This window comes from Pseudomonas sp. FG86 (assembly GCF_057808775.1).
Genome location: NZ_JBMDIS010000007.1, coordinates 157,918 through 182,478, shown reverse-complemented (window position 1 = coordinate 182,478; position 24,561 = coordinate 157,918). Strand labels below are relative to the sequence as shown.

Below are 24,561 nucleotides of genomic sequence, written 5' to 3'. Positions count from 1 at the left end.
AGCGCCAGGCTGGCTGCGACCGAATTGATCAAGGCGGGCGCCGGTAAAGTCATCATTACCCTTGGTGCCCAGGGCGCGTTGTTCGCCGATGGCCACGGCTTTGAGCACCTGGTGGCGCCCAAGGTCAAGGCGCTGGATACCACGGCGGCCGGTGATACTTTTGTGGGTGGCTTTGCCGCGGCATTGGCCAGCGGCAAGAGCGAAGCCGAGGCCATTCGATTCGGCCAAGTGGCGGCGGCGCTGTCGGTGACCCGTGACGGCGCCCAGCCTTCCATCCCTACGCTGCACGACGTACAAGGTTTTGTGCCCTCATGAAAAAGACACCCCTGCTCAATATTGCTCTGTCGCGCGTGATCGCCTCCCTGGGGCACGGCGATATTCTGGTCATCGGCGATGCTGGTCTGCCAGTACCGCCGGGTGTCGAGTTGATCGACCTGGCGCTGACCCAGGGCATTCCCGATTTCATCAGTACCTTGCGCATCGTGCTCAGTGAAATGCAGGTGGAAAGCCATGTACTGGCCGAAGAAATCCTGCTTAAGCAGCCACCGGCGCTGACTGAGCTGAACAGTCTGAACGCACAGGCCCATCTCGGCGAGCGTCGCCTGGTCAGCCATGAAGCGTTCAAGCAGCTCAGCCGTAACGCGCGCGCCATTGTTCGCACCGGTGAGTGCCAGCCTTATTGCAATATCGCGCTGGTGTCCGGCGTCACGTTCTAGCGTTTCCCAACGACAAGGAGTGTTCCATGCAACGTAGTCTTCCCACCCTGAGAAATCTGTTCCGGAGTGTCCTGCTTTTGTCCGCACTCACTGCTGCAAGCGCCCAAGCGGCGGAAAAAATCGACCTGATCATCGACACCGACCCGGGCGCTGACGACGTGGTGGCCTTGCTGTTTGCCATGGCTTCCCCGGAGGAGTTGAATATTCGCGCGCTGACCACCGTCGCAGGTAACGTGCGCCTGGACAAGACATCGCGCAATGCGCGCCTGGCCCGCGAGTGGGCAGGGCGTGAGGACATCCCGGTGTACGCCGGTGCGCCAAAACCGCTGCTGCGTACGCCTATCTATGCCGAGAATATCCATGGCAAGGAAGGCATTTCCGGTGTGACGGTGCATGAGCCGAAAAAAGGCCTGGCCGAAGGCAATGCTGTCGACTACCTGATCAAGACCCTCAGCACCGCCAAGCCCCACAGCATCACCATCGCCATGCTCGGCCCACAGACCAACCTGGCGCTGGCATTGACCCAGGCTCCTGAAATTACCCAAGGCATCAAGGAAGTGGTGGTAATGGGCGGCGCGCACTTCAATGGCGGCAATATCACGCCGGTGGCTGAGTTCAACCTGTTCGCCGACCCGATAGCGGCCGAGATCGTGCTCAAGAGTGGCGTCAAGCTGACCTACCTGCCGCTGGACGTGACCCACAAGGTGCTGACCAGCGAGGCGCGCCTGAAAAAGATCGCGGACATCAAGAACAACGCGAGCAAGGTCGTCGGCGATATTCTCAATGAATACGTCAAGGGTGACATGGAGCACTACGGCATCCCAGGTGGCCCGGTGCACGACGCCACCGTGATTGCCTACCTGCTCAAGCCTTCTCTGTTCAGTGGGCGTCAGGCCCAATATGGTGGTGGACAGCCGCGAAGGACCGACCTTCGGCCAGACCATCGTCGACTGGTATGACGGCCTGAAGCAGGAAAAGAATGTGTTCTGGGTTGAGAACGGCGATGCCCAGGGCTTCTTCGATCTGTTGACCGAGCGCTTGGCACGCCTGAAGTAATGCAGTTGCCGGTTGGCGCTCGCCGGTCGGTTCTTAATCGCGCTCGGGGTCGTGTGCACCCCGGTAATCGGTCGGGTATTTCTCGAATATCTGGCCGATGAATGCCTGTGCGGCTTGGGTGCCCAGTTCCTTGACCAGTAGGTCGATGCCAATGATCGCCAATTCTTCCGGGCTGCCGGGGCTGTAGGAGCTCTGTCCTTGAGGCCATTTGGCTTTGATATCGGCTTGAAGGGTTACGGTACTCATGGGCGGCTCACGATCTGAAAAGTGCTGGGCAGTGCGCTGAAACTCGGTTCTTGCGGGCGCAGTTAACCATTTTGCGCAGGGTTTGGCACTGCTACTTAGGCATGAGGGGGTGGCTGTGCGACACTGGTCGCCTGTTTAACTGCCGGGGACACCAGGTGCAGATCGATTTGAACAACCCCGAAAGCCTGACGCTGGTGGCCGTGCGCCAATTGATCGCCAGTGCCAGCGACGATGAACATACCCAGTTGCGCGTGACCAAGAGCGGTATCGCCTATATCTCATCGGGCAAAGCGGTGGGTGGCGTTGATATTGATGGGTTGCTGTTTCGTCTGGAAACGTGGGCCAAGGGCTCTGGGTATGTAGGCAATGTGGCGGCCAGCGACGAAGTATGGGTCATGCAGATTTTCAATGCGCTGAAGGAGAACTGGCCGACGCCACGGTCTGACTACATTGATATCTACTGAGTACGTTCATATCTGGTCACGATTGGCCGGACGAATGCCCGCTCTGAGTCAGGCAGACTTGCCTGCAGGCGATTTACGTCTTGAAACCAATCCGTCTGACGGCTGTCGCACGATCTCTGTCCATTTTTTTTTCATAGGAGGCTTCATGCCTTGGAAGCTCGCATCATTCGGTACTTTGTTGGCAGCACTCGCGTTGGCGGGTTGCAGCACCCCAGGTGCCTCTGAGCCAGCCAAAGACGCCGCCACGGCCGACACCGGCCATAGCCGCTGTGAGTCGAAGGCCGCCGAGTTCGCGATTGGCCAGAAAGCCTCGCCCCAACTGCTGGAGCAGGCGCGCGCCCGCGCCGGTGCGCAGAATGCACGGATCCTCAAGCCCAACGATATGATCACCCTGGAATACCGCTCCGACCGCCTGAACCTGAACACCGACGACAACCTGGTGATCACGCGGGTCAATTGCGGCTGACAGCCTCCGGGTTTTTGCGCCACCCATAAAAAACCCCGTCACATGGACGGGGTTTTTTTAGCTCAGCGGAGAATTACTCGCCGCGAACCTGTGCAGCTTGCATACCCTTTTGGCCTTTCTCAGCCACGAAGGAAACGGTTTGGCCTTCTTTCAGGCTTTTGAAACCGTCGCTTTCGATAGCTTTGAAGTGTACGAACAGGTCGTCACCGCCACCTTGAGGAGTGATGAAGCCGAAGCCTTTTTCATCGTTGAACCATTTAACGGTGCCGGTTTGGCGATTAGACATGGTGTATCTCCAAGAAACATATATTTTCAGTAGTGCTGTGCTGCTCAGGCCAACTGGGCACACCGGGCTATCATAGTCGAAATGTTCGACTTGGGAGCCCCCCCAAGGCATTGTTTGCGAGCCAATAGCGTTGCGTTTACTACCTGAATCGGCTGAAAGCCCCGATCTACGGGGCTTTTGTGCGAAATATAAGCTGGTAAAAAAAGCCGTAAAAGCTGCGTAATTTGTGAGAAATGGCAGTTTTCGAGGTGTTTTTCCAGCAAAACGGCCGTCTGATCAGGGGTGAATATTACTTTTTCTTCACGACCTTGCAGGACGAAATAGCCGCGACTGCCTTGTTTTTAAGGTTCGGGCTGGCGTTCTGGTTGGTCATCAGCTCTTTGATCTCGGCCGTGCTCAATTCGGCGTTGATTTTGTCCGCGCCGCATTCGCAATGTTCTTTGGCGGTTTTGACGTCCACATTTTGGCTGGCGGCAGAGGTGCAGTCTTTAACGAAGCTGTCACGGGCACCGGCTGGCCAGTTGGAAGGCGCAGCTGCTTGTGCGCCGAGGGAAAGGAGGCTCAGGGTAGCGGCGAGAGCGAGGGTCGAGGTAAAACGCATCATGGGATGCTCCTTTGGGTCGAGGACGAACGGCGATTCTCAGTGGGTTTGAGGCGTCGCGTACAGCTCAAGTTCACTTTTGCCGCTATAAAGGCTGGAATTTGTCTTTACGTCGGATGGCGCCGGCGCGATGACCGTTCATCTGTGCTAGCATCAGCCACCTGGCTATTCCCGGGCGCGCCATTTGCCGCCTTGCCATGTTCCTTTTGTTCACTCCAGTCACTCTGGTTCGATTATCGGTTTGCCGAAAGGCTCCTGCCGCTGTAAGGCAGGCGTTCGTTGCTGAACGGCCTGGTGTTGGATCTTGTACTGGCTCATCCCAACCCACGTGACCTTTGGTAGGGGTCACCACTAGGAGAGGAGGCGCCATGCCAACTATTACTCTTCCCGATGGCAGTCAACGTTCATTCGATCATTCGGTTTCCGTCGCCGAGGTCGCCGCATCCATTGGTGCCGGCCTGGCCAAGGCCACCGTGGCCGGCAAGGTCGACGGCAAGCTGGTCGACGCCAGCGACCTGATTACCTCCGACGCCAGCCTGCAGATCATCACGCCCAAGGATCAAGAGGGGCTGGAGATCATTCGTCACTCTTGCGCGCACCTGATTGGCCATGCGGTCAAGCAGTTGTACCCCACCGCGAAAATGGTGATCGGCCCGGTCATTGACGAAGGTTTCTATTACGACATCGCCTACGAGCGTCCTTTTACGCCGGACGACCTGGCCGCCATCGAACAGCGCATGCACGCGCTGATCGAAAAAGATTACGACGTCATCAAGAAAGTCACCCCACGCGCCGAAGTGATCGACGTGTTCACTGCGCGTGGCGAAGACTACAAGCTGCGCCTGGTAGAAGACATGCCGGACGAACAGGCCATGGGCCTGTATTACCATGAAGAATACGTCGACATGTGCCGTGGCCCGCACGTACCGAATACGCGTTTCCTCAAGTCGTTCAAGCTGACCAAGCTGTCCGGTGCCTACTGGCGCGGCGATGCCAAGAACGAGCAACTGCAGCGGATCTACGGCACCGCCTGGGCTGACAAGAAGCAGCTGGCGGCCTACATCCAGCGCATCGAAGAAGCCGAGAAACGCGACCACCGCAAGATCGGCAAGCGCCTGAACCTGTTTCACCTCCAGGAAGAAGCCCCGGGCATGGTGTTCTGGCACCCGAACGGCTGGACCCTGTACCAGGTGCTTGAACAGTACATGCGCAAGGTGCAGCGTGAGAACGGCTACCTGGAGATCAAGACTCCTCAGGTTGTTGACCGTAGCCTGTGGGAGAAATCTGGGCACTGGGCCAACTACGCCGACAATATGTTCACCACCCAGTCGGAAAACCGCGACTACGCCATCAAGCCGATGAACTGCCCTTGCCACGTGCAGGTGTTCAACCAGGGCTTGAAGAGCTACCGCGAGTTGCCGATGCGCCTGGCCGAGTTCGGTGCCTGCCACCGTAACGAGCCATCGGGTGCATTGCACGGCATCATGCGCGTACGCGGCTTCACCCAGGACGACGCACACATCTTCTGCACCGAAGAACAGATGCAGGCGGAGTCCGCTGCATTTATCAAGCTGACCATGGACGTTTATCGCGATTTCGGTTTTACCGAAGTCGAAATGAAGCTGTCCACTCGTCCGGAAAAGCGCGTCGGTTCCGACGAGCTATGGGACCGCGCCGAAGCGGCACTCGCCGCTGCGCTAGACAGCGCGGGCCTTGCGTATGATCTGCAACCGGGTGAGGGCGCGTTCTACGGGCCTAAAATCGAGTTCTCGCTGAAAGATTGCCTTGGCCGTGTCTGGCAATGTGGTACCTTGCAGCTCGATTTTAACCTGCCGATCCGTCTGGGAGCCGAATACGTCTCCGAAGACAACAGCCGTAAACACCCGGTCATGTTGCACCGGGCGATCCTTGGCTCGTTCGAACGGTTCGTCGGGATCCTGATCGAGCACTACGAGGGTGCGTTCCCCGCGTGGCTGGCTCCGACCCAGGCAGTGATCATGAATATCACTGATAAACAGGCAGATTTTGCCGCTGAAGTTGAAAAAACTCTCAACGAAAGCGGATTTCGTGCCAAGTCCGACTTGAGAAATGAAAAGATCGGCTTTAAAATCCGCGAGCATACTTTGCTCAAGGTTCCCTATCTTTTGGTTATCGGAGATCGGGAAGTCGAGATGCAGACTGTCGCTGTGCGTACTCGTGAAGGTGCTGACCTGGGCTCGATGCCCGTCGCCCAGTTCGCTGAGTTCCTCGCGCAAGCGGTTTCCCGGCGTGGTCGCCCAGATTCGGAGTAATTATTATTAAGCGTGAAATGAGACAAGATAAACGAGCTGCACCGAAAGCCCCGATCAACGAGAATATCTCGGCACGCGAGGTTCGGTTAATTGGCGCTGACGGCGAGCAGATTGGCATCGTCTCGATTGATGAAGCGCTTCGTATCGCTGAAGAGTCCAAATTGGACCTGGTGGAAATTTCCGCCGACGCAGTCCCGCCTGTTTGCCGGGTGATGGACTACGGCAAGTCGATCTTCGAAAAGAAGAAGCAGATTGCTGCGGCGAAGAAGAACCAGAAGCAGATTCAAGTAAAAGAAATCAAGTTTCGTCCAGGGACGGAGGAAGGGGATTACCAGGTAAAACTGCGCAACCTGGTACGTTTCCTGAGTGATGGGGACAGGGCCAAGGTATCCTTGCGATTCCGCGGCCGTGAGATGGCCCACCAGGAGCTGGGGATGGAACTCCTCAAGCGGGTTGAAGCTGACCTGCTCGAGTACGGTTCGGTCGAACAGCATCCTAAGATGGAAGGACGCCAGCTGATCATGGTCATCGCCCCGAAAAAGAAGAAGTAATCAACAGGGCACGGCAGGCCTTCTGATTATGTTTATCAACTGAATGCGGAGTATCCGAACATGCCAAAGATGAAGACTAAAAGTGGTGCTGCTAAGCGGTTTCTGAAAACTGCTAACGGTATCAAGCACAAGCACGCTTTCAAGAGCCACATCCTGACCAAAATGTCGACCAAGCGTAAGCGTCAACTGCGCGGTAGCAGCTTGCTGCATCCGTCTGACGTGGCAAAAGTCGAGCGCATGCTGCGCCTTCGTTAATTTTTGGATCAAGACTAGAGGAAGTAACTCATGGCTCGTGTAAAGCGTGGCGTCATTGCCCGTAAACGTCACAAAAAAATTCTGAAACTTGCTAAAGGCTACTACGGCGCACGCTCACGCGTATTCCGTGTTGCCAAGCAAGCGGTAATCAAGGCAGGCCAATACGCCTACCGTGACCGTCGTCAGAAAAAACGTCAGTTCCGCGCTCTGTGGATCGCTCGTATCAACGCTGGTGCTCGTGTTAACGGTCTGTCCTACAGCCGTTTCATTGCTGGCCTGAAAAAAGCGTCCATCGAGATCGACCGTAAGGTTCTGGCTGATCTGGCAGTGAACGAAAAAGCGGCGTTTGCTGCGATTGTCGAGAAAGCTAAAGCCACCTTGGCTTAAGTACCCCCGACAGTCACCCTGGGTTACTCTGTAGCCCAAGGTGTTAAACGTCTTAAATAGGGGAAGAGCCTTCAAGCTCTTCCCCTATTTTGTATCTGGAGTCTGTACATGGAAAACCTGGACGCGCTCGTCGCTCAAGCTCTTGAGGCTGTGCAAAGCGCTGAAGATATCAATGCCCTGGAGCAAATCCGGGTTCACTACCTTGGCAAGAAGGGTGAATTGACTCAGGTGATGAAGACCCTGGGAAATTTGCCGGCTGAAGAGCGTCCGCAAGTCGGTGCGCTGATCAACGTTGCCAAGGAGCGTGTCACAGAGGTTCTCAATGCGCGCAAGGCGTCGCTCGAGGAGGCCGATCTTGCGGCCAAGCTCGCCGCCGAGTCCATTGACGTGACCCTGCCTGGCCGTGGCCAGGCTTCGGGCGGTCTGCATCCGATTACTCGGACTCTGGAACGTATCGAGCAGTTCTTCACTCACATCGGCTACGGCATCGCCGAAGGCCCTGAGGTCGAAGACGACTATCACAACTTCGAGGCGCTCAACATCCCCGGCCATCACCCGGCCCGGTCGATGCACGACACCTTCTATTTCAATGCGAACATGCTGTTGCGCACCCATACCTCGCCGGTACAGGTCCGCACCATGGAATCGCAGAAGCCGCCGATCCGCATCGTCTGCCCAGGCCGTGTGTACCGTAGCGACTCCGATATCACCCACTCGCCGATGTTCCACCAGGTCGAAGGCCTGCTGGTTGATCGCGATATCAACTTCGCCGACCTCAAGGGCACCATCGAAGAGTTCCTGCGGGTGTTCTTCGAGAAAGAGTTGGCGGTGCGTTTCCGTCCATCGTTCTTCCCGTTCACCGAGCCGTCCGCTGAAGTCGACATGGAATGTGTGATGTGCAGCGGTAAAGGCTGCCGCGTCTGCAAGCAGACGGGTTGGTTGGAAGTGATGGGCTGCGGCATGGTTCACCCCAACGTGCTGCGCATGTCCGGGATCGACCCGGAAGAGTTCTCGGGCTTTGCCTTCGGCATGGGCGTTGAGCGTCTGGCCATGCTGCGTTACGGCGTGAACGACTTGCGTCTGTTCTTCGACAACGACTTGCGGTTCCTCGCGCAATTTCGCTAGTCGTAACGAATCTTTAGGAGAGCAGGATGAAATTCAGTGAACAATGGCTGCGTGGCTGGGTAAGCCCGCAGGTAAATCGCGACGAGCTGGTTGCTCGTCTGTCGATGGCCGGTCTTGAGGTCGATAGTGTTACCCCGGCTGCTGGAGTATTCAGTGGCGTGGTTGTGGGCGAGGTGCTGAGCACCGAGCAGCATCCTGACGCTGACAAGTTGCGTGTATGCCAGGTCAGCAATGGCACGGAAACCTTCCAGGTCGTGTGCGGAGCGCCCAATGTGCGTCCGGGCCTGAAGATCCCGTTCGCCATGATCGGCGCCGAACTGCCAGGTGACTTCAAGATCAAGAAAGCCAAGCTGCGCGGTGTCGAGTCCAACGGGATGCTGTGCTCCCAGGCTGAGCTGCAGGTAGGCGAGGGCAATGATGGCCTGATGGAACTGCCGGCCGACGCGCCTGTGGGCCAGGACATTCGTGCCTATTTGGAACTGGAAGACGCCAGCATCGAGGTTGACCTGACCCCGAACCGTGGCGACTGCCTGTCCCTGGCAGGCCTGGCGCGTGAAGTGGGCGCGCTGTACGACGTCCCGGTCACCCGGCCCGTGATTACCGCCGTCCCTGCGGTGCACGACGAAGTCCGCCCGATTGAGGTGCTGGCGCCAAACGCGTGCCCTCGTTACCTGGGCCGTGTGATCCGCAACGTCGACCTGTCCAAGCCCACCCCGCTATGGATGGTTGAGCGCCTGCGTCGCGCTGACGTGCGCAGCATCGACGCTGCCGTCGACATCACCAACTATGTGATGATCGAGCTGGGCCAACCACTGCACGCGTTCGATCTCGCCGAAATCAATGGCGGCATCCGTGTGCGCATGGCAGAAGAAGGCGAGAAGCTGGTACTGCTTGACGGCCAGGAAGTCACGCTACGCGCTGACACCCTGGTAATCGCCGACCATTCCCGCGCCCTGGCGATTGCTGGCGTGATGGGGGGTGAGCACAGCGGCGTGTCCGCGACCACGCGTGACATCTTCCTTGAGAGCGCATTCTTCGACCAGATCGCCATCGCTGGCAAGGCCCGTTCCTACGGCCTGCATACCGATGCGTCGCACCGTTATGAGCGTGGCGTAGACTGGCAGCTCGCCCGTGAAGCCATGGAGCGCGCCACTGGTCTGCTGCTGGACATCACCGGTGGCGAAGCCGGCCCGATTACCGAGGCCGTGAGCGAACAGCATCTGCCGTCCGTTGCACCTATCACCCTGCGCGCCAAGAGCGTCGAGCAAATGCTCGGCCTGGTGATTGAGCCTGCAGAGATTGAGCGACTTCTGTCGGCTCTCGGCCTGGGTATTTCCGCAGGCGGGGAAGGGCAGTGGCGCGTTGAAGTGCCAAGCCATCGTTTCGATATCAGCTTGGAAGTCGACCTGATCGAAGAACTTGCCCGCCTGTACGGCTACAACCGTCTACCGGTTCGTTACCCGCAAGCACGCCTGGCACCGCAACCCAAGGCGGAGGCGCGTGCACACCTGCCTGAGCTGCGTCGTCTGCTGGTTGCCCGTGGTTACCAGGAAGCCGTGACCTACAGCTTCATCGATCCGAAGCAGTTCGAACTGTTCAACCCCGGTGTCGAGCCGTTGTTGTTGGCCAATCCGATTTCCAACGACATGGCCGCCATGCGTTCGTCCCTGTGGCCAGGCCTGGTGAAAGCGCTTTCCCACAACCTGAATCGTCAGCAGGATCGCGTGCGCATGTTCGAAAGCGGCCTGCGTTTTGTCGGCCAACTGGACGGCTTGAAGCAGGAACCGATGCTGGCCGGTGTAGTGTGCGGTAGCCGTCTGCCGGAAGGCTGGGCACAAGGTCGTGATGCGGTGGACTTCTTCGACGTCAAGGCTGACGTGGAAGCCGTATTGGGTTTTGCCGGTGCATTGGGTGATTTCACCTTCGTTCCAGGCAACCACCCGGCGCTGCACCCTGGCCAGACCGCGCGTATCGAGCGTGAAGGTCGCCTGGTAGGCTTCGTCGGCGCCATTCACCCGGAACTGTCGAAAACCCTTGGCCTTGACCGTCCGGTCTTCGTCTTTGAGTTGGTCCTGGCGGAAGTCGCTTCGGGCAAGATGCCTAAATTCAGCGAGCTGTCGCGCTTCCCTGAAGTGCGTCGAGACCTGGCCCTGATCGCCGACCGCGAAGTCGCCGCCACTGCCGTCCTGGATGTAATCCGTGAAAATGCAGGGGAATGGCTGACAGACCTCAGGCTATTTGACGTCTATCAGGGTAAAGGCATTGATCCGCATAGAAAAAGCCTTGCAGTTGGCTTGACCTGGCAGCATCCATCGCGCACTCTTAATGACGATGAGGTGAACACCACGACACAAAATATCCTCACCTCGCTCGAACAAAGGTTAAACGCCACGTTAAGGAAGTGACGTATGGGGGCTTTGACGAAAGCTGAGATGGCGGAACGTCTGTACGAAGAGTTGGGTCTGAACAAGCGCGAGGCCAAGGAATTGGTTGAGCTGTTTTTTGAAGAAATCAGACACGCTCTGGAAGACAATGAACAGGTCAAATTGTCCGGTTTCGGCAATTTTGACCTGCGGGACAAACGCCAGCGGCCTGGCCGCAATCCAAAAACGGGAGAAGAAATCCCGATCACGGCTCGCCGTGTGGTCACCTTTCGTCCAGGGCAGAAGTTGAAGGCCCGAGTTGAGGCTTATGCTGGAACCAAGTCATAACGACGAGCTACCCGTCATCCCAGGCAAACGCTACTTCACCATTGGTGAAGTCAGCGAGCTATGTGCGGTAAAACCGCACGTGCTGCGCTACTGGGAGCAGGAGTTTCCTCAACTCAACCCCGTCAAGCGTACCGGGAACCGTCGGTATTATCAGCGCCAGGATGTGCTGATGATCCGACAGATCCGTGCGTTGCTGTATGACCAGGGGTTCACCATCAGCGGCGCCCGCCAGCGCATGTCCGGTGATGAAGCCAAAGACGACACCACCCAATACAAGCAACTGATCCGCCAGATGATCTCCGAACTCGAAGATGTGCTGGTGGTGTTGAAGAAATGATTCAGGCTTTTAAAATACTTCCACATTTCAAAAGCTTGCGGTATATTCCTGATCGCTTCGTTGCGAAGCGAACCCAGTAACACGCCTAGTCGGGGCGTAGCGCAGTCCGGTAGCGCACTAGCATGGGGTGCTAGGGGTCGAGTGTTCGAATCACTCCGTCCCGACCATATTTTTCAATGACTTAGGCCAATGTTCACAGCATTGGCCTTTTTCGTGCGCGTGACTTTTGCGTGACTTCTCTATTTTTCACGCCTGCTTCCTCTTCAAAATTGTCAGGACCGGTCCTCGCGAATCGGTTGCTGATACCATGTTCGCAGCTTCGATCAGATGCCCGAGCTCTGCGCCCGAGTAGTGACTGGTGATGCTGCCGTTCTTGTGCCCCAGAAGAGCCTTGCGGTCTTCCTCGGTTACGCCTGCCGCGCGCAGCCGGCGGCCAAATGTGTGCTTGAGGTCGTGAATCCTTATGGATGCATAACCTGGGTGAGCGGGGCGAAGGTTTTCCTCCTGCCAGAGTTTCGCCGCCCTCACCCGCGCCTTCTTCCAGGCCGAGTCGTTCATTCGGTGCATCGCGGTGCCGTTGTATGGGAAAACCCATTCCTTGCTGATGCCGCGCTGCTTCTCGATGATCGACCTGGCCACACTGTTCAGCACGACCAGCCTCTCGTCGCCGTTCTTCACCCCCGACCGTTCATGTCTTCCGCCGAAGTCTGCCGGTATCAGGAAGACGCTGGTGCCCAGTTCCGGTACCGCTATCTCCCAATCCCACCTCAGCTTACAGACCTCCTGCTCACGCGTGCCGGTGTTCACCTTGAACAGCGCCATCGTTTGCAGGTGAGCTGGCAACTCTCCAAAAAGAATCGACTGCTCCGGCCATGACATCGGGTACGGCTTGCGGCTCGACTTCTTCTCCTCCAGCTTCGTGAGCATCGGCACGCTATCCAGCCACGGCCTGCGCTCATCATCTCGCCACTTCCTGGCACACAACGACAAAACCCGAACCACACGCTCGATCGAGATATTCACCGTCCTGTTGCTGACGCCTTTTCTTGTCTTCCCGTCCTCCAGCTTCTTCGTCGCCAACCGATCCTTGATGAATGGCACCAGGGCCTCGTCATCGATGTGGGTCAGCGGCATGTCGCCAATGAATGGGTCGAGCTGCGAAAGGTGATGTGCCGATAGCTTGATTGAAGGCTGGTCTTTGAACTCCAGCAGGAAGCGAGTCGCCGCCTCCCGCCAGATCCTCACCTTCTTTACGCCGTACACCTTCTGTTGCCGGATCTGCTCAAGCCGATAGATCAGGTAGCGCTCCGCTTCTTCCCGGTCACCAGTTCCAGTGCTTTCGTAAAGTCGTTCTCCGTTGATTTTCTTGTCGATATGCCAGAGACCTTTCCTTTGAGAGAGGCCTGTGATCGATTTTCGCGCCATGATTTATCTCCCTTCTGGCGCTCGCTGCGGGGCGATTGTTGCTCCGTTGCGCCTTTTTTATCAATCGCCTTTGCCTCGACGTATGCCGTGGCCCAGTCGTCCAGCTCTTGCCGATCGAACCCGACGCCGCGGCCCCCAATGGGGAATTCGCTGACGTAGGGCCGGACGGTTTCGTCGAAAATTGCCCGGCACATGCCCAGGTAGCCGGGCGCTTCCTTTGCTCGGATGAATCGCGGGATTAGCTGTTGAGCGCCCATAGCTACCTCCCACAGCCCATTCCGGGCCGTGCTGAATTAATGGTCATTTGGTGTCCTTGCCGCGCTGGGCGGCAGAAGGTGGTGATGGGTTATGCGAGTGGGGCGTAAGTTTCGCCGCGCCGCTCGGCAGAAGCCTTCCGGTACGTCTCGTTGGTGTAGGGAGCATCGGGCTCACGGCGTACCAGGGTCATCTGGTACTGGGAGCCTTTGGCGCGATGCGTTCCGGCGCAATATTTCTCGATCAGGAACTGGGCGTCGTGCTTATCGCCTTTCTCTGCCCGGCTACCTGTGCCGATCGTTCCGCCTTTCCACGACCCTTTCTCGGGGCCGGTCTCGCCATCAAAGGCGATATCCAGCTCAACGAAAGTTCGCGTAGGGCGCAGTGCACCGAAGTACTTTTTCACCCAGCCGGTACCTACTCGGTAAACGCGCTTCTCCATATGGCAATAGGCTCGTATTTCCTGGCCGTCGTAGTCCTGAAGCAGGAAGACGTAGCGCGGCATGGCGTCCTTGATCGCTGACCTTTCCTTGTAGTCGAGGCTGACACCCTGTCCCTTTTCGATATGCTCGACGCCCGCCGCGTCGCAGATGGCATGGAGTTTCAGATCGAACTCACGCCATGGGAACGAGTGATATCGAGACTTTGTGGTCCTAGAATCCCACGTGCTCGGGCCGAAGTTGGTATGAATCCCATGTGTGGTTAGGTGGAAGCCGAACTGGCGAGAGTGGAATTCGTAGTAATGAAGGTGCCCATGCTCTGCAATTCGCTTGGCTTCCGCTTCAGGGCTCAGGCTGGTGAAGGTGTGCTGCTCGGCCCACGGCTTAATGATGTTGGGGATATTGATCCAGGCTGAGTACTTCCAAATCTGGAGTACCAGCTTGTTGCCCGGGTAGTCACCCTGATCGCCGGAGTTCAGCGTGATGCCCAAGACGCTGTCGCGCTGGCCTTTGTAGTACAGATCAATGAAGTTCAGCAGCACGAACTTGTCGTGCCATAGATTCGCCCGGAACACATTGCGGGCCCACCAAGCTTTTATGATTTCGAACATGCAGGAATACCTCGCCCGCCGCTCACCGGCAGGCATGTAGGGGGATTGGGTTATTGCCGCTATAGCGGCTGACTTTGAAGGGGGAGGGGTTACAGGTTTTGCGCAGGAGTACGGGCGCACTCCTATCGGGATTTGGCGTTAAGGCGGGTTACTTCGTCGATGAACTGTCGAGCAGCAGCCATGGTTCCGGCCAGATTAGAAAGCCCCTGGCCGTGAATGAACGCCTCAATTACTTCCAGCTCTTCCAGTTCAGCCTGGGTAAGCCGCTCAGGCAGCGCAACCGCTACCGGCGCGGGCAGATCGATGTAGAGCGGCGACACTGGCCATCCTTTCGCCTTCCAGCGTTCCATGGTCGCCAGGTCGTATGTTGTGGCTGACCTGTCGGTGAGGTAATCCTCGGTGTACCAGGCGATCGGCTCGCGCCGGGCGGCTGACTTGATCGGGTGAGCCTCTACGAACTGCATCAAGCCCATCTGCCGGTTGTTCACCTTGTCGGCATCCAGCAGGGAGCGCATCTCGGCGGGCCTGTCTTTGAATCCAGCTGACTCCAGGCATTCAGCCCAGTATGAAAGCAGCTCACGCGGCACCAGCACGCCGTCAATCGTTTGGTTGGTGGTCATGGATTGAGCCAGCGCATCGTATTCAGCTTTTCCACCCTCCACTGGGGCGCCGGATACTCGATCCTCGATCATCTTCCAAACAGGCTGGTATTCAGGCCAATCGGACTCAACTACCACCGCCTCGACAGTCGGTATGCCTTCACCGAATATGCATTTTTTCAGATATTGCATTTGGCTTTCGGTCAGTTGGTTATGCTTGATGACCGTATAACGAACCTCTCGTTTGAACTCACTCATAAATCACCTCAGCAAATCAGTTGTGCCAGTGCCAGCAGGCACCAGCAGTAGGCGGGGAGTTGGGCTTTCATTGCTGGTCATCCGATGGCTCTTTTCCCGTGCCGTTGCACGCGCCACATCCTTCGTCGGCGCCATCTGGATTGGAACGAAACCCCCAGCCCTTGCAGAACTCGCAGGAGTCGGCGCAGACCTCTGCTGGCTTGAGTGCGGCGCGCATACGGGCACGCAACCTCAGTACAGCGTCAAAGTCCAGGGGCTCACGCCCCACAGCGTCTAGCACTTCGCCAATCAACCCTTCCAGCACATCCTCCCGCTCATCAGCTGCGGTCAGCAGGGCTTGCAGGCCCTGCTCTCTGGCCATCGAGTTGTTCAGCTGCAACTGAATGGCGACGCCAAGCAAGCTCTCGGCTGATTTGTGGATATCCAGATCCGTGTGCATGGCCATGCGAAGTCCCTTAAAGCGAGTCGCTGCCGCGACTTAATTGAATGATTGGATTACTGAATTAATTCTCTGCGGACAGGGCGCACGCTGCGCTCGTCGCCCTTGCTGTCGCCGTACTGGTAGCCATCGCTGAAGTCCATGAAGTAGGCGAAGTAGGCTGAGAACTGCGTACTCGACACGTACCAGTTGGCGCCAAAGGCTTCCTCGCCACCCTCCTGGAAGGCCGTCAGTGGCGTTTGCCCTGGGCTAGCTTCGGTGTACGGGTAGCCGGCAGGAACGCTCGATGGGTTGTCGCCGTCGCGCCACGTGCAGTAGTTGTCCTGCGCGGTTGGCTTCAGGTGGCGATACTGCAACTCTTGTACATCCCGCGCCGGGATGCCCCAATCAGCATGCACACCGATTATCAGGGCGGCTACCTGTTGAGCCAACTCGCTACCAGCGGCGGCGTACGCCTCGGTATTGCTGCGGCTGTCGGTGTAGCTTCGAGCGCCAGTGACGTCAGTGCTGTAGCAGCCAATGACGCCGCGAAGCTCGAAAGCCTTGGGCGCCTGAATGTTTCGGTACAGCTTCCCGTCTTCCTGGGTGATACCGATGAAGTAGCCGCCGCCGTAGGCCTGGCCGATTACGAGTTCGAGTTGCGCAGTAGCTGCCAATGCGTTCATGGGTGCTTCCTATTTTTGAGGCAACAAAAAAGGCGCTTGTGCGCCCGGTATCGTTGATGGCCTGTCGGCCTGATTGAAGGAATGAGGATTAAATAAATCGTCTGCGGACAGGGCGCGCGAGACGCTCGTTGCCCTTGGCGTCGTGGCTGAGCCAGCCACCTCCAAAGCCCATGAGGTAGGCGTAGTCGGCGGAGCGCTGCGAGCTCGTCCAGTGATAAGACTGGGCAAAGACTTCCGGCACGGTAATTTCGAGGAAGGACGCCTCGCGGCGCGCCATCAAGTAAAAGTCCTTGTGACCGTCACGCTCGAAGTTGGCGCAGAACTGGGCAGCCGGGTGATCGTGCTCCCGGTTGCTGTTTGCCAGATACGCGGTATTGGCCTGGCCATCCCATGGGGATTTGGCGCCGTCGAGCTCCTGTCCGTAGCCGCCCCATTCAAGATTGGACTCGGCATCTGCGCCGGTCGGCACGATCAGGTAGTAGGGCTTGTCGCCGCCTGGGAAAAGGCCGCCGTTCACGCCGCCTTCACCCGGCCAGTATTCGCCGATGGCGGGGATGCCGCTTGCCGCAATAGCCGGCGCTGCGGCGATGGCCAGGGTTGCCAGTTTTAGCACAACCCCTTCATCTGGGCTGCTGATAGTCAGATCTCCACGGGTATACGTGGTCAGTTCATTGGCGCGCATGGGATGCTCCTGTGAGCGAGATAAGTTGCAGGTAGCCGGCGCTTCCCGACGAGCTTCTGGTCTGAGCGCCGTCCTGGCGCTCCCGGGAATCACCTGCGAAAAACGAATGAAGGAATGAATTACTGAATAGGGAGGCTGCGGACAGGGCGCGCGAGCCGCTCGGTGGTCTTGCCGTTGTGGTAGAGCCAGCCATCTTCAAAGTCCATGGTGTAGGCGTGGTCGGCGGAGCGCTGCGAACTCAGCCAGTGCCAGCGGTCCTCGCGCAGCTCCACCAGGCCATCGGCCTTGGCCGCCATCAGCAGCTGGCCTTCCAGGCAAGACGGAATGAAGCCATCCAGCTCCAGGGCCTTAACGGCGATCACGCTTCCAGCCTCGGCCATCGCCCGGGTGTTGGCTTCGCCGTCGCTGTAGCTTCCCGCGCCTTTGATCTCGACGCCGTACTCGCCCCACGGGCCGCTGAGCTCATCAGGCAGAAGGATCAGGGCGCGCTCGACGCCGTTGAGCCAGTAGCGGGTGATGAACACGCCACCAGCGAGAGGCTGGCCGCGCTCAGGGAGTTCGGCGGCGAGAACTGTTTGCTGTGCTTGCTTGGTCATGGGTTTGCTCCGGGATAAGCGCCGCCCTCCGGAGTCCGGTGGTGGCAATTTGGTTTGGGTTGGGGTATTACGGGTCACCGGCATGGAGCCGGATCAGTCGTTGTCGCAGTCGTCTTCGGCGTTCATCTGTAGCGCTTCTGCAAAGCCTGCTTGCCGAAATTTGCGCGCCACGTTTTCAGATACATGTAAAGCGTGGCGCGGAATTGAGAAGTACGCAGCGCACTGGTCGACGCTCAGCGAGTAGGCATGTGCAATCACTCGCTCGATGGCTTTGGCGTCTTTCGTCTCGCCCAGGCCTGATGCGAGCTCGGCCAGCCGGTCGCGCATACCCTGGCGGAAGTAGTGGCGGATCGTTTCAGACTTTCCGGGCTGCCTGGGCGGTGCCGGCGGTATTTCTTGAGGCTTGGCGTTCATCACCAGAAGCTGCACCGCCTCGCTCACTTCCTCGACGCCGTACCAGGCCATCAGTTCGGTGAGCTTCTTTCGCGTTCCCGGCTGTACCGTGTGCCGCAATTCCTGCTCGCCCAACTCCTGTCGCCTCTCGGCAAGCTTGGCCGATCGTTCTTTCTGCGCGGCAGCCATGGCCTACCTCTTCTATTCCGCTGGCCGGCAGTGCGAGCCAGGTTTGTCGTTTGCGTTGCTGGGTGCGGGCTATGCGGCGCATGAGGTGCTGCCCTGGCGCGCTTTGGGGTAGTTGATGCCATGGGCCGCGATGATCCGCTCGAAGGCCTTGTTGCTGATGGCGAGCCTTCCGCAGCACTGGCGGCGAGTGATGCCCAGTTCCAAGAAGGCACGGATACGCTCTGCAAACTTAGCGTCGCGCTCTTCCATCTGCTTTTGGCGCTCAGGGTCTTGGTTGCCGCCGCGCACCGCCTTCTTGAATTTGATGCCGAACTCTTGGGTTATGCCGCATAGCGTTCTCCGGCTGACATGAAGTAGCTCGGCCACCTGACGCTGGGTATGTGTCGGCGCCAGTTCAGCCACTTTCTCGATCATCTTCGTTCGCTTATCGGCGCGCGCATTGATCGGGGCGTAGGGCTGGGGAGCCGCTTCAACCTTCCGCCGAACAAACGGCTTCGGCGCCGGCGGCATCTGGTTGCTGTAGGTGATTGGCTTGGGCTTGTAGCCGATGGGCGCTGCTTCTTCGATCTGGCCGCCGCTGGCCAGGTACTTGGCGACCTGCGCGGCCAGTTCATCCGAGACCGGGCGAAGCTGCTCGACCATGCTGAGATGGTTGCTGATCATGCTGCTTTGCTCCGCAGTTTCTCCTCGTATCCGTCCACCAGCAGCTTGAACTCCCAAAGCTCCTCTTCAAGCTTGTCGATGTAGTTGTCGTCGCGCTTGAATTCCTGCCACCACAACTGTCGTCCGACCGATTCAAGGGCAGGGCAGTACATCCCGATGTGCCACCACTTGCGACCGGTGATCCACATGCACCCCTGTACCTGGTCCATGATCTCGCTGGCGTCATTGTCGATGTGGAACGACCGAAGTTTTTCAGGGGCAAGGAAGCACTTGTACTCCGAGCCGCCATCTTCGCCGATGAATCCATCTGCACTGGCGCCAAATGCGCCGTCGTCGGTTTTTACAAGTCCGACTTGGGTGACAATCAAGCCGGTTTGAGCTTCATGCTCCATGCGGGCCTGTGGTTCGAGTTCATGCCCGCGGCGCATTTGCCAGGTCTCAAAACCGCCATCAAGGGGCTTTCCGCTGATCCGCTCCACAGCCAGTCGGAATGCATAATCCTGGGCCTTGGCGGTTGGTTCGCCCTTGTTCGGGCCTGACTTCAGTTTGGCTCGAGCATCGCCAAACATGCTGGCGGTGATAACGCCGGCTCGCTCCTGGTGCCATTCTTCCGACCCCTGCGCGCAATTCACGATGATCATTCTGGGACCTCCTCAAATTCAACTTCTTCGTCGGCTGGTGGTTCGGGCTGCTGGTCTGCGACGTCCTCGCTTTCCGGCTTGGCCTCTTCGGCGGCCTTGAGCTTAACTCCGCACGCCACCACCGCAGCCTTGAACAGGTCGTAGGCTGTTGTGTCCTTGGCGTCATTGATGACAGCCACCCCGGCCTTCCAAACTTCTGTCAGCGCGTCGGGCGTGATTGCAGCTTCGGCCTGTGTAATCCAGTGAGCGGACAGGGCAGGATCATGGGGGACTTGTGCGGCCTTCTGGCTTTGCGTCTGAGCCTGAGCCTGCTCCTGTGGCCGCAGCTCCTCGGGTAGATCTTCGATGTCCTGCGTGAAGATGTCCGATGCAGCAGTGACGTTGAGCGTCATGGCGATCATGGCCCGCTTGCAGGCCATCTTGAGGATGGTGTTGGCCAGGTCTGCTGGTTCGGTGCGGATCTGGTCGGCCGTATTGCCGTTTTTGTAATATTTCTTCCGGCGCAGATTCTCCGGAGTGGCGTCCAATTCCGCTTTGCAGATGACGCCGCGCCACTTGTACTTCTCTTCGCTGGACGAGCATTCGCCTACGCCTTCGCCGAGAGCAACACCGGTCATCTGGTGACGACCAACACAAGTGACCCGGTAGCGCGCAACACCTGGGCCGGACAGATCTTCAATTCGGTATTCCTGCGCAACCCGGAAGGTCACACAAAGCACTTCAGCGCCCGGCTTGTATAGGGTTGGTTTCTGGGTGCCTGGGATGGTGCCGTAGTGTGTTTCCCGCTTCATGATGCCCTGCATCACTTCCTGCACCAGGTTAACGCGCTGGCGAATCTCTACGGCCGAGAAGCGGTGAACCTCGGCGGCAGTAAGGCCGGCGCTTTCGCGTGCCGGCATTTGAATGATCTCGTTCATGACGACCTCAGTAAGTGATGGCGATGGCTGGAATCTTGCGCTGAGCAATCAAGGTGACTGCCTGTTTCGCGCATTCCACGGGCATACCGCCGGCGATAAATGCGTCCAGCGCGGCGCGGTTGATCTTCGCTTTGTGCGCCTTATCCGCTTCCCGTGCGGCGGCTTGGCGGTTGATCTCGTCGGCAGCGGCATTTGCACGGGCGATCTCTGCGAGTCTCGCTCGCTCAGCGGCTTCAGCTTGGCGGCGCTCCGAGTCAATGCGCTCTTGTTCTGCACGCTGCTCAGCAGCGACTCGATCTGCTTCGGCCTGAGCAATCGCGTGCTTATGTCGCTGTTCGTCTTCGATCTTCTGTTGCGCGGCGCGCTGCTCCGATTCGATCTTGTCCCGCGCTGCCTGGGCGGCGGCGCGCTCCGATTGCTCAGCAGCCAGCTTCAACTCCAGCTCGCGGCGATCAGCGGCGGCTTTTGCTTCGACTTCACGCTTGGCTGCGGCATCACGTTCTGCCTGTGCACGCTGCTCGGCTTCGCGGCGGGCGCGCTCCTCAGCTTCCCGAGCGATTTGGGCGTCACGCTCGCGCTGGGCCTGGGCTTCTGCTTCGGCGCGCAACCGTACGAGTTCGGCCTGTTCGGCCTCGTGCTGGGTGCGCTCGTTTTGCATGGCCCGCAACAAGGAAAGGGTTCGGTCCTTGGCTTGGGCGGCCTCCGGAAGGAACTCTTCCCAAGAATCGCCGAGCTCGATGGCTTCCAGCTGGACAATCACTTGCGCCACCGCAGCTGCAGTCGGCGTTGCGCCAAACACTTCCATGTCCTTGATGGCCTGGATGTTGTCGACGTGCCGGTCCTTGCGGGCCTGCTCGGCATTTTCCCAGTCGGTCAGGGGCTGGCGGGTTGTATCGCGCAGGCTGTCCATCTTGGTGACGAACTCGCGCAGTTCGGCCTCGACGACCTTGGGCATTTCCTTGAGGCGCTTCAGGTAATCGCGGCCTGGCTTCTCGACTGCCGCCTTCGACTTGCTGACTGTTGCTGCTAGGCTGGCTATGCGGGCTCGGCCCTTGGCGGTCTTGAGGTCAGGAACTTCGGTAGTAACCTCGGCCTTCACCGCTTCGAAGAACTGGCTAAGGCCACCTGCTACGTAAATGGCCGGCGCGTTGTCTGCGCTGATGTCGTCGATGGTGATGACTTGCTGTTGTGCGGACACGGTGACTCCCTGCCGCGATGCTCGCAGCGATTGAAGGTTTGGGGTTTATTCGGTTATCAGGCCGCCGATAGCGGGTCCCAGGAACAGGACGGCGTAGAAGATCAGGCCGGTGATGAAGAAGGCCCAGCGGATGGCTCGGCGCCGGTGCCGCTGGTGGGTAGTCATGGCTTTACACCGAAGTGTTTCAGCAGGTTGAACACGCCACGCCCAGGTCGACCGCCACCGCGCGGGATGAACTTACCGGTCCCGGGCCAGAAGTCGGCCACCTTGCCGTCGTGGCTAACAATCAGGTGTGCACCCATGTTCTTGGTTTCGAACTGGATACCGCGATCCGCCAAGATTACAGCGCTCTTTTCTCGGTTATCCGCCCGGCGCGCTTCGCTTTCGCCTTTCCAGCCTAGAGCTTCGGTGCGCTCGATATCCCTCATGGCTTTTCTCCCATACCCCTGAGTTGGTCCACTACGCCAAGCCAGTTATCGCCATAGATGCGCTCAAGGCTAGACTCGGCGTCCTGTGCGATGAACTGGAAGCGCGCGGCGTCGATGCGCAGAGTTTCGATCTCGTCCTTGAGCCGGTCGCGCTCGGCGCAACTGGACTGACGCCGATCCACTCGAGTGTTCCAGTCGTGCAGCAGCAGCGGTAACTGGTCATCGGTCTGCGGGCAGTCAAGCTGGAAGTCTTCAAGCGGACAGCCTGTTACGTGGTCTGCTGCGATTCGATACCAGTCGCGGCCAACCTTTGAAAGGCTTGCATGCCCGCCACAGTAGGGGCATGGCTCCAATTCGATGCGTTCGCTCATAGCGCGCCCTCGAAGTCTTCCAGAAGGCCACGGTTGTCCTCTTCCAGCCGGGCGCACTCTTTGCGCAGCGCTTCAATCTCTGCATTAACGCTTGCCCTGGAATCCCTCCATAACTGGAAGTAAATATTGCGCGGCTTGATTAGCTGCTTATCGCAATACGCCTGGAATTCTTCCAGCAGTTGGTGATCGCTCATTCCGACACCTGCTTGCGGTAGCCCGCGTCGTATATCTTTTGGGCCGCTTCCCACAGATATGGCGTTGGGGTGGAGCTGGTCGCGGCGAGGAAATTTCCCAACTCTTCAATCCCTTTTCGCCGATCTTCAGCCGCGATCTGCTCGGGAGTTCGGATGGGGCGGAAGCAGCCGTGCATACCTTGCTCTACACAGGCATTGCCGCGTGAAAGGTTGCGAGGGTTGAACGTAAACGCCGCCAGCTCGCTTTCACCATCCTTGAAGTGAGCGATGATCGTCACCTCGTCGCCCTCCTTGAGGTCTTTGTCGAATGGATCTTCTGGGCAGTTCGTGCCGCCGGCAAACTCACAGACCGTCCCAACAGGCGGCAGACCTTCGCCGGTCCAGGGCGCTGGGCGCAACTGCTCAAAATGAAACTCAGACCGGCGCGGGTTGTGACGGTGATCGCTGTTACCGCCGCCGTAGGGGAACGGTTTGGGCTGATCAAGCCTTTGGTATTGATGCTCGCCGACCCACACTTCACGAATTTCTCCGCCGAACGCATGCAGCGCATGGCCGACCGCCCAGGCTGGCGCCTTGCTGAAATCAACATTCATGCCTTCACCTCATAAGCCACTGTCCACTCACCGCACAGACAGGCCCGGCGGCTCCAGGCGTGAACATTTGGGATGCCTGCGTCGTGAGCAAGCGACAGGGCGCCCAGCCACTTTGTGTGAGTGAAGGCCAGGGTCATGCGGTCGGCGGGCAGTTCTTCAATCTGCTCGTCGACCAGCGATTTTACAACTGGAGTGGTCATGCTGCGGCCCTCTTAAGCTCTGCATTGCGCTCGACGAACTTGGCGTCCAGCGCATCGCGGTAACGGTTGGCGGTAGGGGAGTCGACCAGATCGGCGAACTCGGCCATTTCGATCATGCCCATGACGAAGGTGCGGTCAGGGACCGGGGTGCACGACTTCTTCATCTTGGCGATTTCCAGGCCCAGGCGGGCGAGGGCGGTTGGGGTGTTCATAGTTCGTTGTCCTCTGCCTGGGCGATCAGGGCGTTATTGACCAAGGGCCGGAGTAGGGCCTCTGCGAGTTCGCCAAGCTTGCCGAAGGTGTGGTCGCTCGGGCCCAGCAGCTCGGCGGTTGACTTTTTGTCAGCCCGTCCGCAGTTGTTGGCGATCAGCAGCCACCCGAGTGCCGGTGTGCCGATGTCACAGCTCTCCATCCGAGCGTTCACAAGCTCATCAGCCGCCAGTGCCAACTGGGCTACCGTGACGGCCTGTGGCCTTCTCAGGCGGCGCTGGACCTTTACGTCGCAGCCGAATCGCACCAGTTGCTCCACTGCGTTGTAAAGCCACTCAGCGCGTGCCAGTTCCAGAGGACTTTCGCTGACTGGAGGCGGCAGACGGTTATCGAATTCACTTTGTGCAAGCGCTGTTGCGTTCATTTTCGCCTCCAGGGTGGCGGGTTAGTCGTAGTAGTCCTGATCGGCCAAGTACTCGGAATGCTCGTTTACAAGCCATTCCTCCATTGAGGCGATCTCGGATTCAGTCATGAAGCTGGTGTCGTCTTTCGACTCCCAATTGATTTCGCAATGTCCGAAGTACTCATCGGGATCGGCGGCTTGCGAACTGAAATTTCCTTTCCGGGCCGAGTAATAGGCGACGGTCAATTTGATAGCGATGTCCTCACCATCCTTGACCGTCCAATATTCGTAAGTGCGGGCCATGGCGACCTCCAGTGTTTGGGGTTAGGCGGCTTCGGCCTTCGGTTCGTCTTTGTCGTACTTCTCGCCGCAGAACATGCAGTAGCTGCCCAGCATCGACATGTCCTGCTTTTTGCGCTGGAACCCGTCGCCTTTCTTCTTGGGCACTTCGTACTCGATGTGCAGGTTCAGCTTGTTCTTCATGCTCACGGTGCCGCCCAGGAGCCAGGCGAACCCTTGCAGCTCGACGGAGAAGTCGCGAGAGCCTTCTGGCAGCTTGGCGCGAATCTTTTCCTTTGCTGCCGATTCAACTTCGGTTGCGCAGTTGCACATGGTTATTTCCTCTGTGGGTTCACCTGTATTCGCTCAACACTCATGCCTCCCGCTGGTTGCCGATGGGCGCGGGGGAGGAGTGCTGAC

At 58.4% G+C, this 24,561-nt stretch carries 37 protein-coding genes, 1 tRNA gene and 1 pseudogene; 14 read left to right on the top strand and 25 right to left on the bottom strand.

The features are described 5' to 3' along the window. From ACODSV_RS07630 to ACODSV_RS07620, 3 genes and pseudogenes are all read left to right on the top strand, one after another. A partial coding sequence (locus tag ACODSV_RS07630; RefSeq protein WP_489078234.1) for a PfkB family carbohydrate kinase occupies positions 1 to 315 on the top strand: 315 nt, incomplete at its 5' end. Beyond that, the gene (gene rbsD / locus ACODSV_RS07625; RefSeq protein ID WP_024076474.1) at positions 312 to 716 is read left to right on the top strand and encodes a D-ribose pyranase; all 405 of its coding nucleotides are present in this window, start codon (positions 312 to 314) and stop codon (positions 714 to 716) included. The genes ACODSV_RS07630 and rbsD, both read left to right, overlap by 4 nt. A 26-nt stretch (positions 717 to 742) precedes the next feature. Beyond that, a pseudogene (locus ACODSV_RS07620) lies at positions 743 to 1,772 on the top strand (nucleoside hydrolase). Positions 1,773 to 1,805: 33 nt separating this feature from the next. On the opposite strand, the gene ACODSV_RS07615 reads toward ACODSV_RS07620, so the two are convergent. Then, positions 1,806 to 2,018: a hypothetical protein gene (locus ACODSV_RS07615; protein ID WP_150055609.1), complete on the bottom strand. Its 213-nt coding sequence runs from the start codon at positions 2,016 to 2,018 to the stop codon at positions 1,806 to 1,808. A gap of 155 nt (positions 2,019 to 2,173) precedes the next feature. Here ACODSV_RS07615 and ACODSV_RS07610 point away from each other — a divergent pair, with 155 nt between their 5' ends. Together ACODSV_RS07610 and ACODSV_RS07605 are read left to right on the top strand one after the other, a co-directional pair. After that, entirely contained in the window at positions 2,174 to 2,482 is a 309-nt protein-coding gene (locus tag ACODSV_RS07610) for a hypothetical protein (protein WP_150055608.1), read from the top strand. Positions 2,483 to 2,627: 145 nt separating this feature from the next. Beyond that, positions 2,628 to 2,948, top strand: a complete 321-nt coding sequence (locus tag ACODSV_RS07605; protein ID WP_024076470.1) for an I78 family peptidase inhibitor — start codon at positions 2,628 to 2,630, stop codon at positions 2,946 to 2,948. A 73-nt stretch (positions 2,949 to 3,021) separates the two neighbouring features. On the opposite strand, the gene ACODSV_RS07600 is transcribed toward ACODSV_RS07605, so the two are convergent. Both ACODSV_RS07600 and ACODSV_RS07595 read right to left on the bottom strand, forming a co-directional pair. Next, positions 3,022 to 3,234, bottom strand: a complete 213-nt coding sequence (locus tag ACODSV_RS07600; protein ID WP_003234260.1) for a cold-shock protein — start codon at positions 3,232 to 3,234, stop codon at positions 3,022 to 3,024. 289 nt (positions 3,235 to 3,523) lie between these two features. Then, positions 3,524 to 3,838 (bottom strand): hypothetical protein, encoded by a 315-nt coding sequence (locus ACODSV_RS07595; protein WP_150056108.1) that lies wholly within the window; start codon positions 3,836 to 3,838, stop codon positions 3,524 to 3,526. A 365-nt stretch (positions 3,839 to 4,203) separates the two neighbouring features. Here ACODSV_RS07595 and thrS point away from each other — a divergent pair, with 365 nt between their 5' ends. From thrS to ACODSV_RS07550, 9 genes are all read left to right on the top strand, one after another. Then, positions 4,204 to 6,126 carry a threonine--tRNA ligase gene (gene thrS / locus ACODSV_RS07590; protein ID WP_024076468.1) on the top strand — a complete coding sequence of 641 codons (1,923 nt, stop codon included), beginning with the start codon at positions 4,204 to 4,206 and terminating at the stop codon, positions 6,124 to 6,126. Next, on the top strand, positions 6,126 to 6,677 hold the full coding sequence (gene infC, locus ACODSV_RS07585; protein WP_169850653.1) for a translation initiation factor IF-3: 552 nt from the start codon (positions 6,126 to 6,128) through the stop codon (positions 6,675 to 6,677). Before thrS ends, infC begins: the two co-directional genes overlap by 1 nt. A 60-nt stretch (positions 6,678 to 6,737) precedes the next feature. Beyond that, a complete protein-coding gene (rpmI, locus tag ACODSV_RS07580) occupies positions 6,738 to 6,932 on the top strand; it encodes a 50S ribosomal protein L35 (protein WP_002553160.1) in 195 nt (64 codons plus the stop codon). Between the two features lie 30 nt (positions 6,933 to 6,962). Further along, positions 6,963 to 7,319, top strand: a complete 357-nt coding sequence (rplT, locus tag ACODSV_RS07575; protein WP_002553161.1) for a 50S ribosomal protein L20 — start codon at positions 6,963 to 6,965, stop codon at positions 7,317 to 7,319. A gap of 108 nt (positions 7,320 to 7,427) precedes the next feature. Further along, positions 7,428 to 8,444: a phenylalanine--tRNA ligase subunit alpha gene (pheS, locus tag ACODSV_RS07570; RefSeq protein WP_024076467.1), complete on the top strand. Its 1,017-nt coding sequence runs from the start codon at positions 7,428 to 7,430 to the stop codon at positions 8,442 to 8,444. A 26-nt stretch (positions 8,445 to 8,470) separates the two neighbouring features. Continuing rightward, positions 8,471 to 10,849 (top strand): phenylalanine--tRNA ligase subunit beta, encoded by a 2,379-nt coding sequence (gene pheT / locus ACODSV_RS07565; protein ID WP_024076466.1) that lies wholly within the window; start codon positions 8,471 to 8,473, stop codon positions 10,847 to 10,849. 3 nt (positions 10,850 to 10,852) lie between these two features. Next, complete coding sequence (gene ihfA / locus ACODSV_RS07560; RefSeq protein WP_002553164.1) at positions 10,853 to 11,155, top strand: integration host factor subunit alpha; 303 nt, start codon at positions 10,853 to 10,855, stop codon at positions 11,153 to 11,155. Next, positions 11,136 to 11,492 carry a MerR family transcriptional regulator gene (locus ACODSV_RS07555; RefSeq protein ID WP_003174972.1) on the top strand — a complete coding sequence of 119 codons (357 nt, stop codon included), beginning with the start codon at positions 11,136 to 11,138 and terminating at the stop codon, positions 11,490 to 11,492. The genes ihfA and ACODSV_RS07555 overlap by 20 nt, the downstream gene beginning before the upstream one ends. Positions 11,493 to 11,582: 90 nt before the next feature. Then, positions 11,583 to 11,659: transfer RNA gene (locus ACODSV_RS07550), tRNA-Pro, on the top strand. A gap of 79 nt (positions 11,660 to 11,738) precedes the next feature. Here the strand turns inward: ACODSV_RS07550 and ACODSV_RS07545 are convergent. From ACODSV_RS07545 to ACODSV_RS07440, 22 genes are all read right to left on the bottom strand, one after another. Continuing rightward, positions 11,739 to 12,902, bottom strand: coding sequence for a tyrosine-type recombinase/integrase (locus ACODSV_RS07545; RefSeq protein ID WP_489044461.1), 1,164 nt, complete (start codon positions 12,900 to 12,902; stop codon positions 11,739 to 11,741). Next, on the bottom strand, positions 12,788 to 13,174 hold the full coding sequence (locus ACODSV_RS07540; protein WP_489044286.1) for a helix-turn-helix transcriptional regulator: 387 nt from the start codon (positions 13,172 to 13,174) through the stop codon (positions 12,788 to 12,790). The genes ACODSV_RS07545 and ACODSV_RS07540 overlap by 115 nt, the downstream gene beginning before the upstream one ends. A gap of 89 nt (positions 13,175 to 13,263) precedes the next feature. Beyond that, complete coding sequence (locus ACODSV_RS07535) at positions 13,264 to 14,223, bottom strand: hypothetical protein (protein ID WP_489044288.1); 960 nt, start codon at positions 14,221 to 14,223, stop codon at positions 13,264 to 13,266. A gap of 122 nt (positions 14,224 to 14,345) precedes the next feature. Then, positions 14,346 to 15,080 (bottom strand): hypothetical protein, encoded by a 735-nt coding sequence (locus tag ACODSV_RS07530; RefSeq protein WP_489044290.1) that lies wholly within the window; start codon positions 15,078 to 15,080, stop codon positions 14,346 to 14,348. Between the two features lie 67 nt (positions 15,081 to 15,147). Then, positions 15,148 to 15,525, bottom strand: a complete 378-nt coding sequence (locus ACODSV_RS07525) for a hypothetical protein (protein ID WP_454844103.1) — start codon at positions 15,523 to 15,525, stop codon at positions 15,148 to 15,150. Between the two features lie 50 nt (positions 15,526 to 15,575). Beyond that, a complete protein-coding gene (locus ACODSV_RS07520) occupies positions 15,576 to 16,184 on the bottom strand; it encodes an Lcl C-terminal domain-containing protein (RefSeq protein WP_454844102.1) in 609 nt (202 codons plus the stop codon). Between the two features lie 88 nt (positions 16,185 to 16,272). Continuing rightward, a complete protein-coding gene (locus ACODSV_RS07515; protein WP_489044293.1) occupies positions 16,273 to 16,866 on the bottom strand; it encodes an Lcl C-terminal domain-containing protein in 594 nt (197 codons plus the stop codon). Positions 16,867 to 16,985: 119 nt separating this feature from the next. Further along, a complete protein-coding gene (locus ACODSV_RS07510; RefSeq protein ID WP_489044295.1) occupies positions 16,986 to 17,462 on the bottom strand; it encodes a hypothetical protein in 477 nt (158 codons plus the stop codon). A gap of 93 nt (positions 17,463 to 17,555) precedes the next feature. Further along, a complete protein-coding gene (locus tag ACODSV_RS07505; protein WP_454844099.1) occupies positions 17,556 to 18,044 on the bottom strand; it encodes a hypothetical protein in 489 nt (162 codons plus the stop codon). Positions 18,045 to 18,113: 69 nt separating this feature from the next. Continuing rightward, complete coding sequence (locus ACODSV_RS07500; protein ID WP_446829595.1) at positions 18,114 to 18,707, bottom strand: hypothetical protein; 594 nt, start codon at positions 18,705 to 18,707, stop codon at positions 18,114 to 18,116. Beyond that, a complete protein-coding gene (locus ACODSV_RS07495) occupies positions 18,704 to 19,348 on the bottom strand; it encodes a lambda exonuclease family protein (protein ID WP_057712091.1) in 645 nt (214 codons plus the stop codon). Before ACODSV_RS07495 ends, ACODSV_RS07500 begins: the two co-directional genes overlap by 4 nt. Beyond that, the gene (locus ACODSV_RS07490) at positions 19,345 to 20,265 is read right to left on the bottom strand and encodes a hypothetical protein (RefSeq protein ID WP_038440768.1); all 921 of its coding nucleotides are present in this window, start codon (positions 20,263 to 20,265) and stop codon (positions 19,345 to 19,347) included. The genes ACODSV_RS07495 and ACODSV_RS07490 overlap by 4 nt, the downstream gene beginning before the upstream one ends. Before the next feature lie 7 nt (positions 20,266 to 20,272). Beyond that, positions 20,273 to 21,463, bottom strand: a complete 1,191-nt coding sequence (locus ACODSV_RS07485) for a coiled-coil domain-containing protein (protein ID WP_454844098.1) — start codon at positions 21,461 to 21,463, stop codon at positions 20,273 to 20,275. Positions 21,464 to 21,624: 161 nt separating this feature from the next. Further along, positions 21,625 to 21,891 (bottom strand): hypothetical protein, encoded by a 267-nt coding sequence (locus tag ACODSV_RS07480; RefSeq protein ID WP_489044299.1) that lies wholly within the window; start codon positions 21,889 to 21,891, stop codon positions 21,625 to 21,627. Then, positions 21,888 to 22,262, bottom strand: a complete 375-nt coding sequence (locus ACODSV_RS07475) for a hypothetical protein (RefSeq protein ID WP_489044301.1) — start codon at positions 22,260 to 22,262, stop codon at positions 21,888 to 21,890. Before ACODSV_RS07475 ends, ACODSV_RS07480 begins: the two co-directional genes overlap by 4 nt. Beyond that, entirely contained in the window at positions 22,259 to 22,456 is a 198-nt protein-coding gene (locus ACODSV_RS07470; protein WP_489044303.1) for a hypothetical protein, read from the bottom strand. The genes ACODSV_RS07475 and ACODSV_RS07470 overlap by 4 nt, the downstream gene beginning before the upstream one ends. After that, a complete protein-coding gene (locus tag ACODSV_RS07465) occupies positions 22,453 to 23,049 on the bottom strand; it encodes a hypothetical protein (protein WP_489044305.1) in 597 nt (198 codons plus the stop codon). The genes ACODSV_RS07470 and ACODSV_RS07465 overlap by 4 nt, the downstream gene beginning before the upstream one ends. Beyond that, positions 23,046 to 23,249 carry a hypothetical protein gene (locus ACODSV_RS07460; RefSeq protein WP_489044307.1) on the bottom strand — a complete coding sequence of 68 codons (204 nt, stop codon included), beginning with the start codon at positions 23,247 to 23,249 and terminating at the stop codon, positions 23,046 to 23,048. Before ACODSV_RS07460 ends, ACODSV_RS07465 begins: the two co-directional genes overlap by 4 nt. Further along, positions 23,246 to 23,461 (bottom strand): hypothetical protein, encoded by a 216-nt coding sequence (locus ACODSV_RS07455; RefSeq protein WP_073842603.1) that lies wholly within the window; start codon positions 23,459 to 23,461, stop codon positions 23,246 to 23,248. Before ACODSV_RS07455 ends, ACODSV_RS07460 begins: the two co-directional genes overlap by 4 nt. After that, positions 23,458 to 23,883, bottom strand: coding sequence for a hypothetical protein (locus ACODSV_RS07450; protein WP_489044309.1), 426 nt, complete (start codon positions 23,881 to 23,883; stop codon positions 23,458 to 23,460). Before ACODSV_RS07450 ends, ACODSV_RS07455 begins: the two co-directional genes overlap by 4 nt. Before the next feature lie 21 nt (positions 23,884 to 23,904). Beyond that, a complete protein-coding gene (locus ACODSV_RS07445) occupies positions 23,905 to 24,165 on the bottom strand; it encodes a hypothetical protein (protein ID WP_200656480.1) in 261 nt (86 codons plus the stop codon). Positions 24,166 to 24,186: 21 nt separating this feature from the next. Beyond that, complete coding sequence (locus ACODSV_RS07440; RefSeq protein ID WP_138725722.1) at positions 24,187 to 24,474, bottom strand: hypothetical protein; 288 nt, start codon at positions 24,472 to 24,474, stop codon at positions 24,187 to 24,189. Between the last annotated feature and the right edge of the window lie 87 nt (positions 24,475 to 24,561).

Coding starts and splice junctions, on each gene's coding strand:
- rbsD (WP_024076474.1), top strand. CDS start 312: ATGAAAAAGACACCCCTGCTCAATATTGCTCTGTCGCGCGTGATCGCC.
- ACODSV_RS07615 (WP_150055609.1), bottom strand. CDS start 2,018: ATGAGTACCGTAACCCTTCAAGCCGATATCAAAGCCAAATGGCCTCAA.
- ACODSV_RS07605 (WP_024076470.1), top strand. CDS start 2,628: ATGCCTTGGAAGCTCGCATCATTCGGTACTTTGTTGGCAGCACTCGCG.
- ACODSV_RS07600 (WP_003234260.1), bottom strand. CDS start 3,234: ATGTCTAATCGCCAAACCGGCACCGTTAAATGGTTCAACGATGAAAAA.
- ACODSV_RS07595 (WP_150056108.1), bottom strand. CDS start 3,838: ATGATGCGTTTTACCTCGACCCTCGCTCTCGCCGCTACCCTGAGCCTC.
- thrS (WP_024076468.1), top strand. CDS start 4,204: ATGCCAACTATTACTCTTCCCGATGGCAGTCAACGTTCATTCGATCAT.
- rpmI (WP_002553160.1), top strand. CDS start 6,738: ATGCCAAAGATGAAGACTAAAAGTGGTGCTGCTAAGCGGTTTCTGAAA.
- rplT (WP_002553161.1), top strand. CDS start 6,963: ATGGCTCGTGTAAAGCGTGGCGTCATTGCCCGTAAACGTCACAAAAAA.
- pheS (WP_024076467.1), top strand. CDS start 7,428: ATGGAAAACCTGGACGCGCTCGTCGCTCAAGCTCTTGAGGCTGTGCAA.
- pheT (WP_024076466.1), top strand. CDS start 8,471: ATGAAATTCAGTGAACAATGGCTGCGTGGCTGGGTAAGCCCGCAGGTA.
- ihfA (WP_002553164.1), top strand. CDS start 10,853: ATGGGGGCTTTGACGAAAGCTGAGATGGCGGAACGTCTGTACGAAGAG.
- ACODSV_RS07555 (WP_003174972.1), top strand. CDS start 11,136: ATGCTGGAACCAAGTCATAACGACGAGCTACCCGTCATCCCAGGCAAA.
- ACODSV_RS07540 (WP_489044286.1), bottom strand. CDS start 13,174: ATGGGCGCTCAACAGCTAATCCCGCGATTCATCCGAGCAAAGGAAGCG.
- ACODSV_RS07535 (WP_489044288.1), bottom strand. CDS start 14,223: ATGTTCGAAATCATAAAAGCTTGGTGGGCCCGCAATGTGTTCCGGGCG.
- ACODSV_RS07530 (WP_489044290.1), bottom strand. CDS start 15,080: ATGAGTGAGTTCAAACGAGAGGTTCGTTATACGGTCATCAAGCATAAC.
- ACODSV_RS07525 (WP_454844103.1), bottom strand. CDS start 15,525: ATGGCCATGCACACGGATCTGGATATCCACAAATCAGCCGAGAGCTTG.
- ACODSV_RS07520 (WP_454844102.1), bottom strand. CDS start 16,184: ATGAACGCATTGGCAGCTACTGCGCAACTCGAACTCGTAATCGGCCAG.
- ACODSV_RS07515 (WP_489044293.1), bottom strand. CDS start 16,866: ATGCGCGCCAATGAACTGACCACGTATACCCGTGGAGATCTGACTATC.
- ACODSV_RS07510 (WP_489044295.1), bottom strand. CDS start 17,462: ATGACCAAGCAAGCACAGCAAACAGTTCTCGCCGCCGAACTCCCTGAG.
- ACODSV_RS07505 (WP_454844099.1), bottom strand. CDS start 18,044: ATGGCTGCCGCGCAGAAAGAACGATCGGCCAAGCTTGCCGAGAGGCGA.
- ACODSV_RS07500 (WP_446829595.1), bottom strand. CDS start 18,707: ATGATCAGCAACCATCTCAGCATGGTCGAGCAGCTTCGCCCGGTCTCG.
- ACODSV_RS07495 (WP_057712091.1), bottom strand. CDS start 19,348: ATGATCATCGTGAATTGCGCGCAGGGGTCGGAAGAATGGCACCAGGAG.
- ACODSV_RS07490 (WP_038440768.1), bottom strand. CDS start 20,265: ATGAACGAGATCATTCAAATGCCGGCACGCGAAAGCGCCGGCCTTACT.
- ACODSV_RS07480 (WP_489044299.1), bottom strand. CDS start 21,891: ATGAGGGATATCGAGCGCACCGAAGCTCTAGGCTGGAAAGGCGAAAGC.
- ACODSV_RS07475 (WP_489044301.1), bottom strand. CDS start 22,262: ATGAGCGAACGCATCGAATTGGAGCCATGCCCCTACTGTGGCGGGCAT.
- ACODSV_RS07470 (WP_489044303.1), bottom strand. CDS start 22,456: ATGAGCGATCACCAACTGCTGGAAGAATTCCAGGCGTATTGCGATAAG.
- ACODSV_RS07465 (WP_489044305.1), bottom strand. CDS start 23,049: ATGAATGTTGATTTCAGCAAGGCGCCAGCCTGGGCGGTCGGCCATGCG.
- ACODSV_RS07460 (WP_489044307.1), bottom strand. CDS start 23,249: ATGACCACTCCAGTTGTAAAATCGCTGGTCGACGAGCAGATTGAAGAA.
- ACODSV_RS07455 (WP_073842603.1), bottom strand. CDS start 23,461: ATGAACACCCCAACCGCCCTCGCCCGCCTGGGCCTGGAAATCGCCAAG.
- ACODSV_RS07450 (WP_489044309.1), bottom strand. CDS start 23,883: ATGAACGCAACAGCGCTTGCACAAAGTGAATTCGATAACCGTCTGCCG.
- ACODSV_RS07445 (WP_200656480.1), bottom strand. CDS start 24,165: ATGGCCCGCACTTACGAATATTGGACGGTCAAGGATGGTGAGGACATC.
- ACODSV_RS07440 (WP_138725722.1), bottom strand. CDS start 24,474: ATGTGCAACTGCGCAACCGAAGTTGAATCGGCAGCAAAGGAAAAGATT.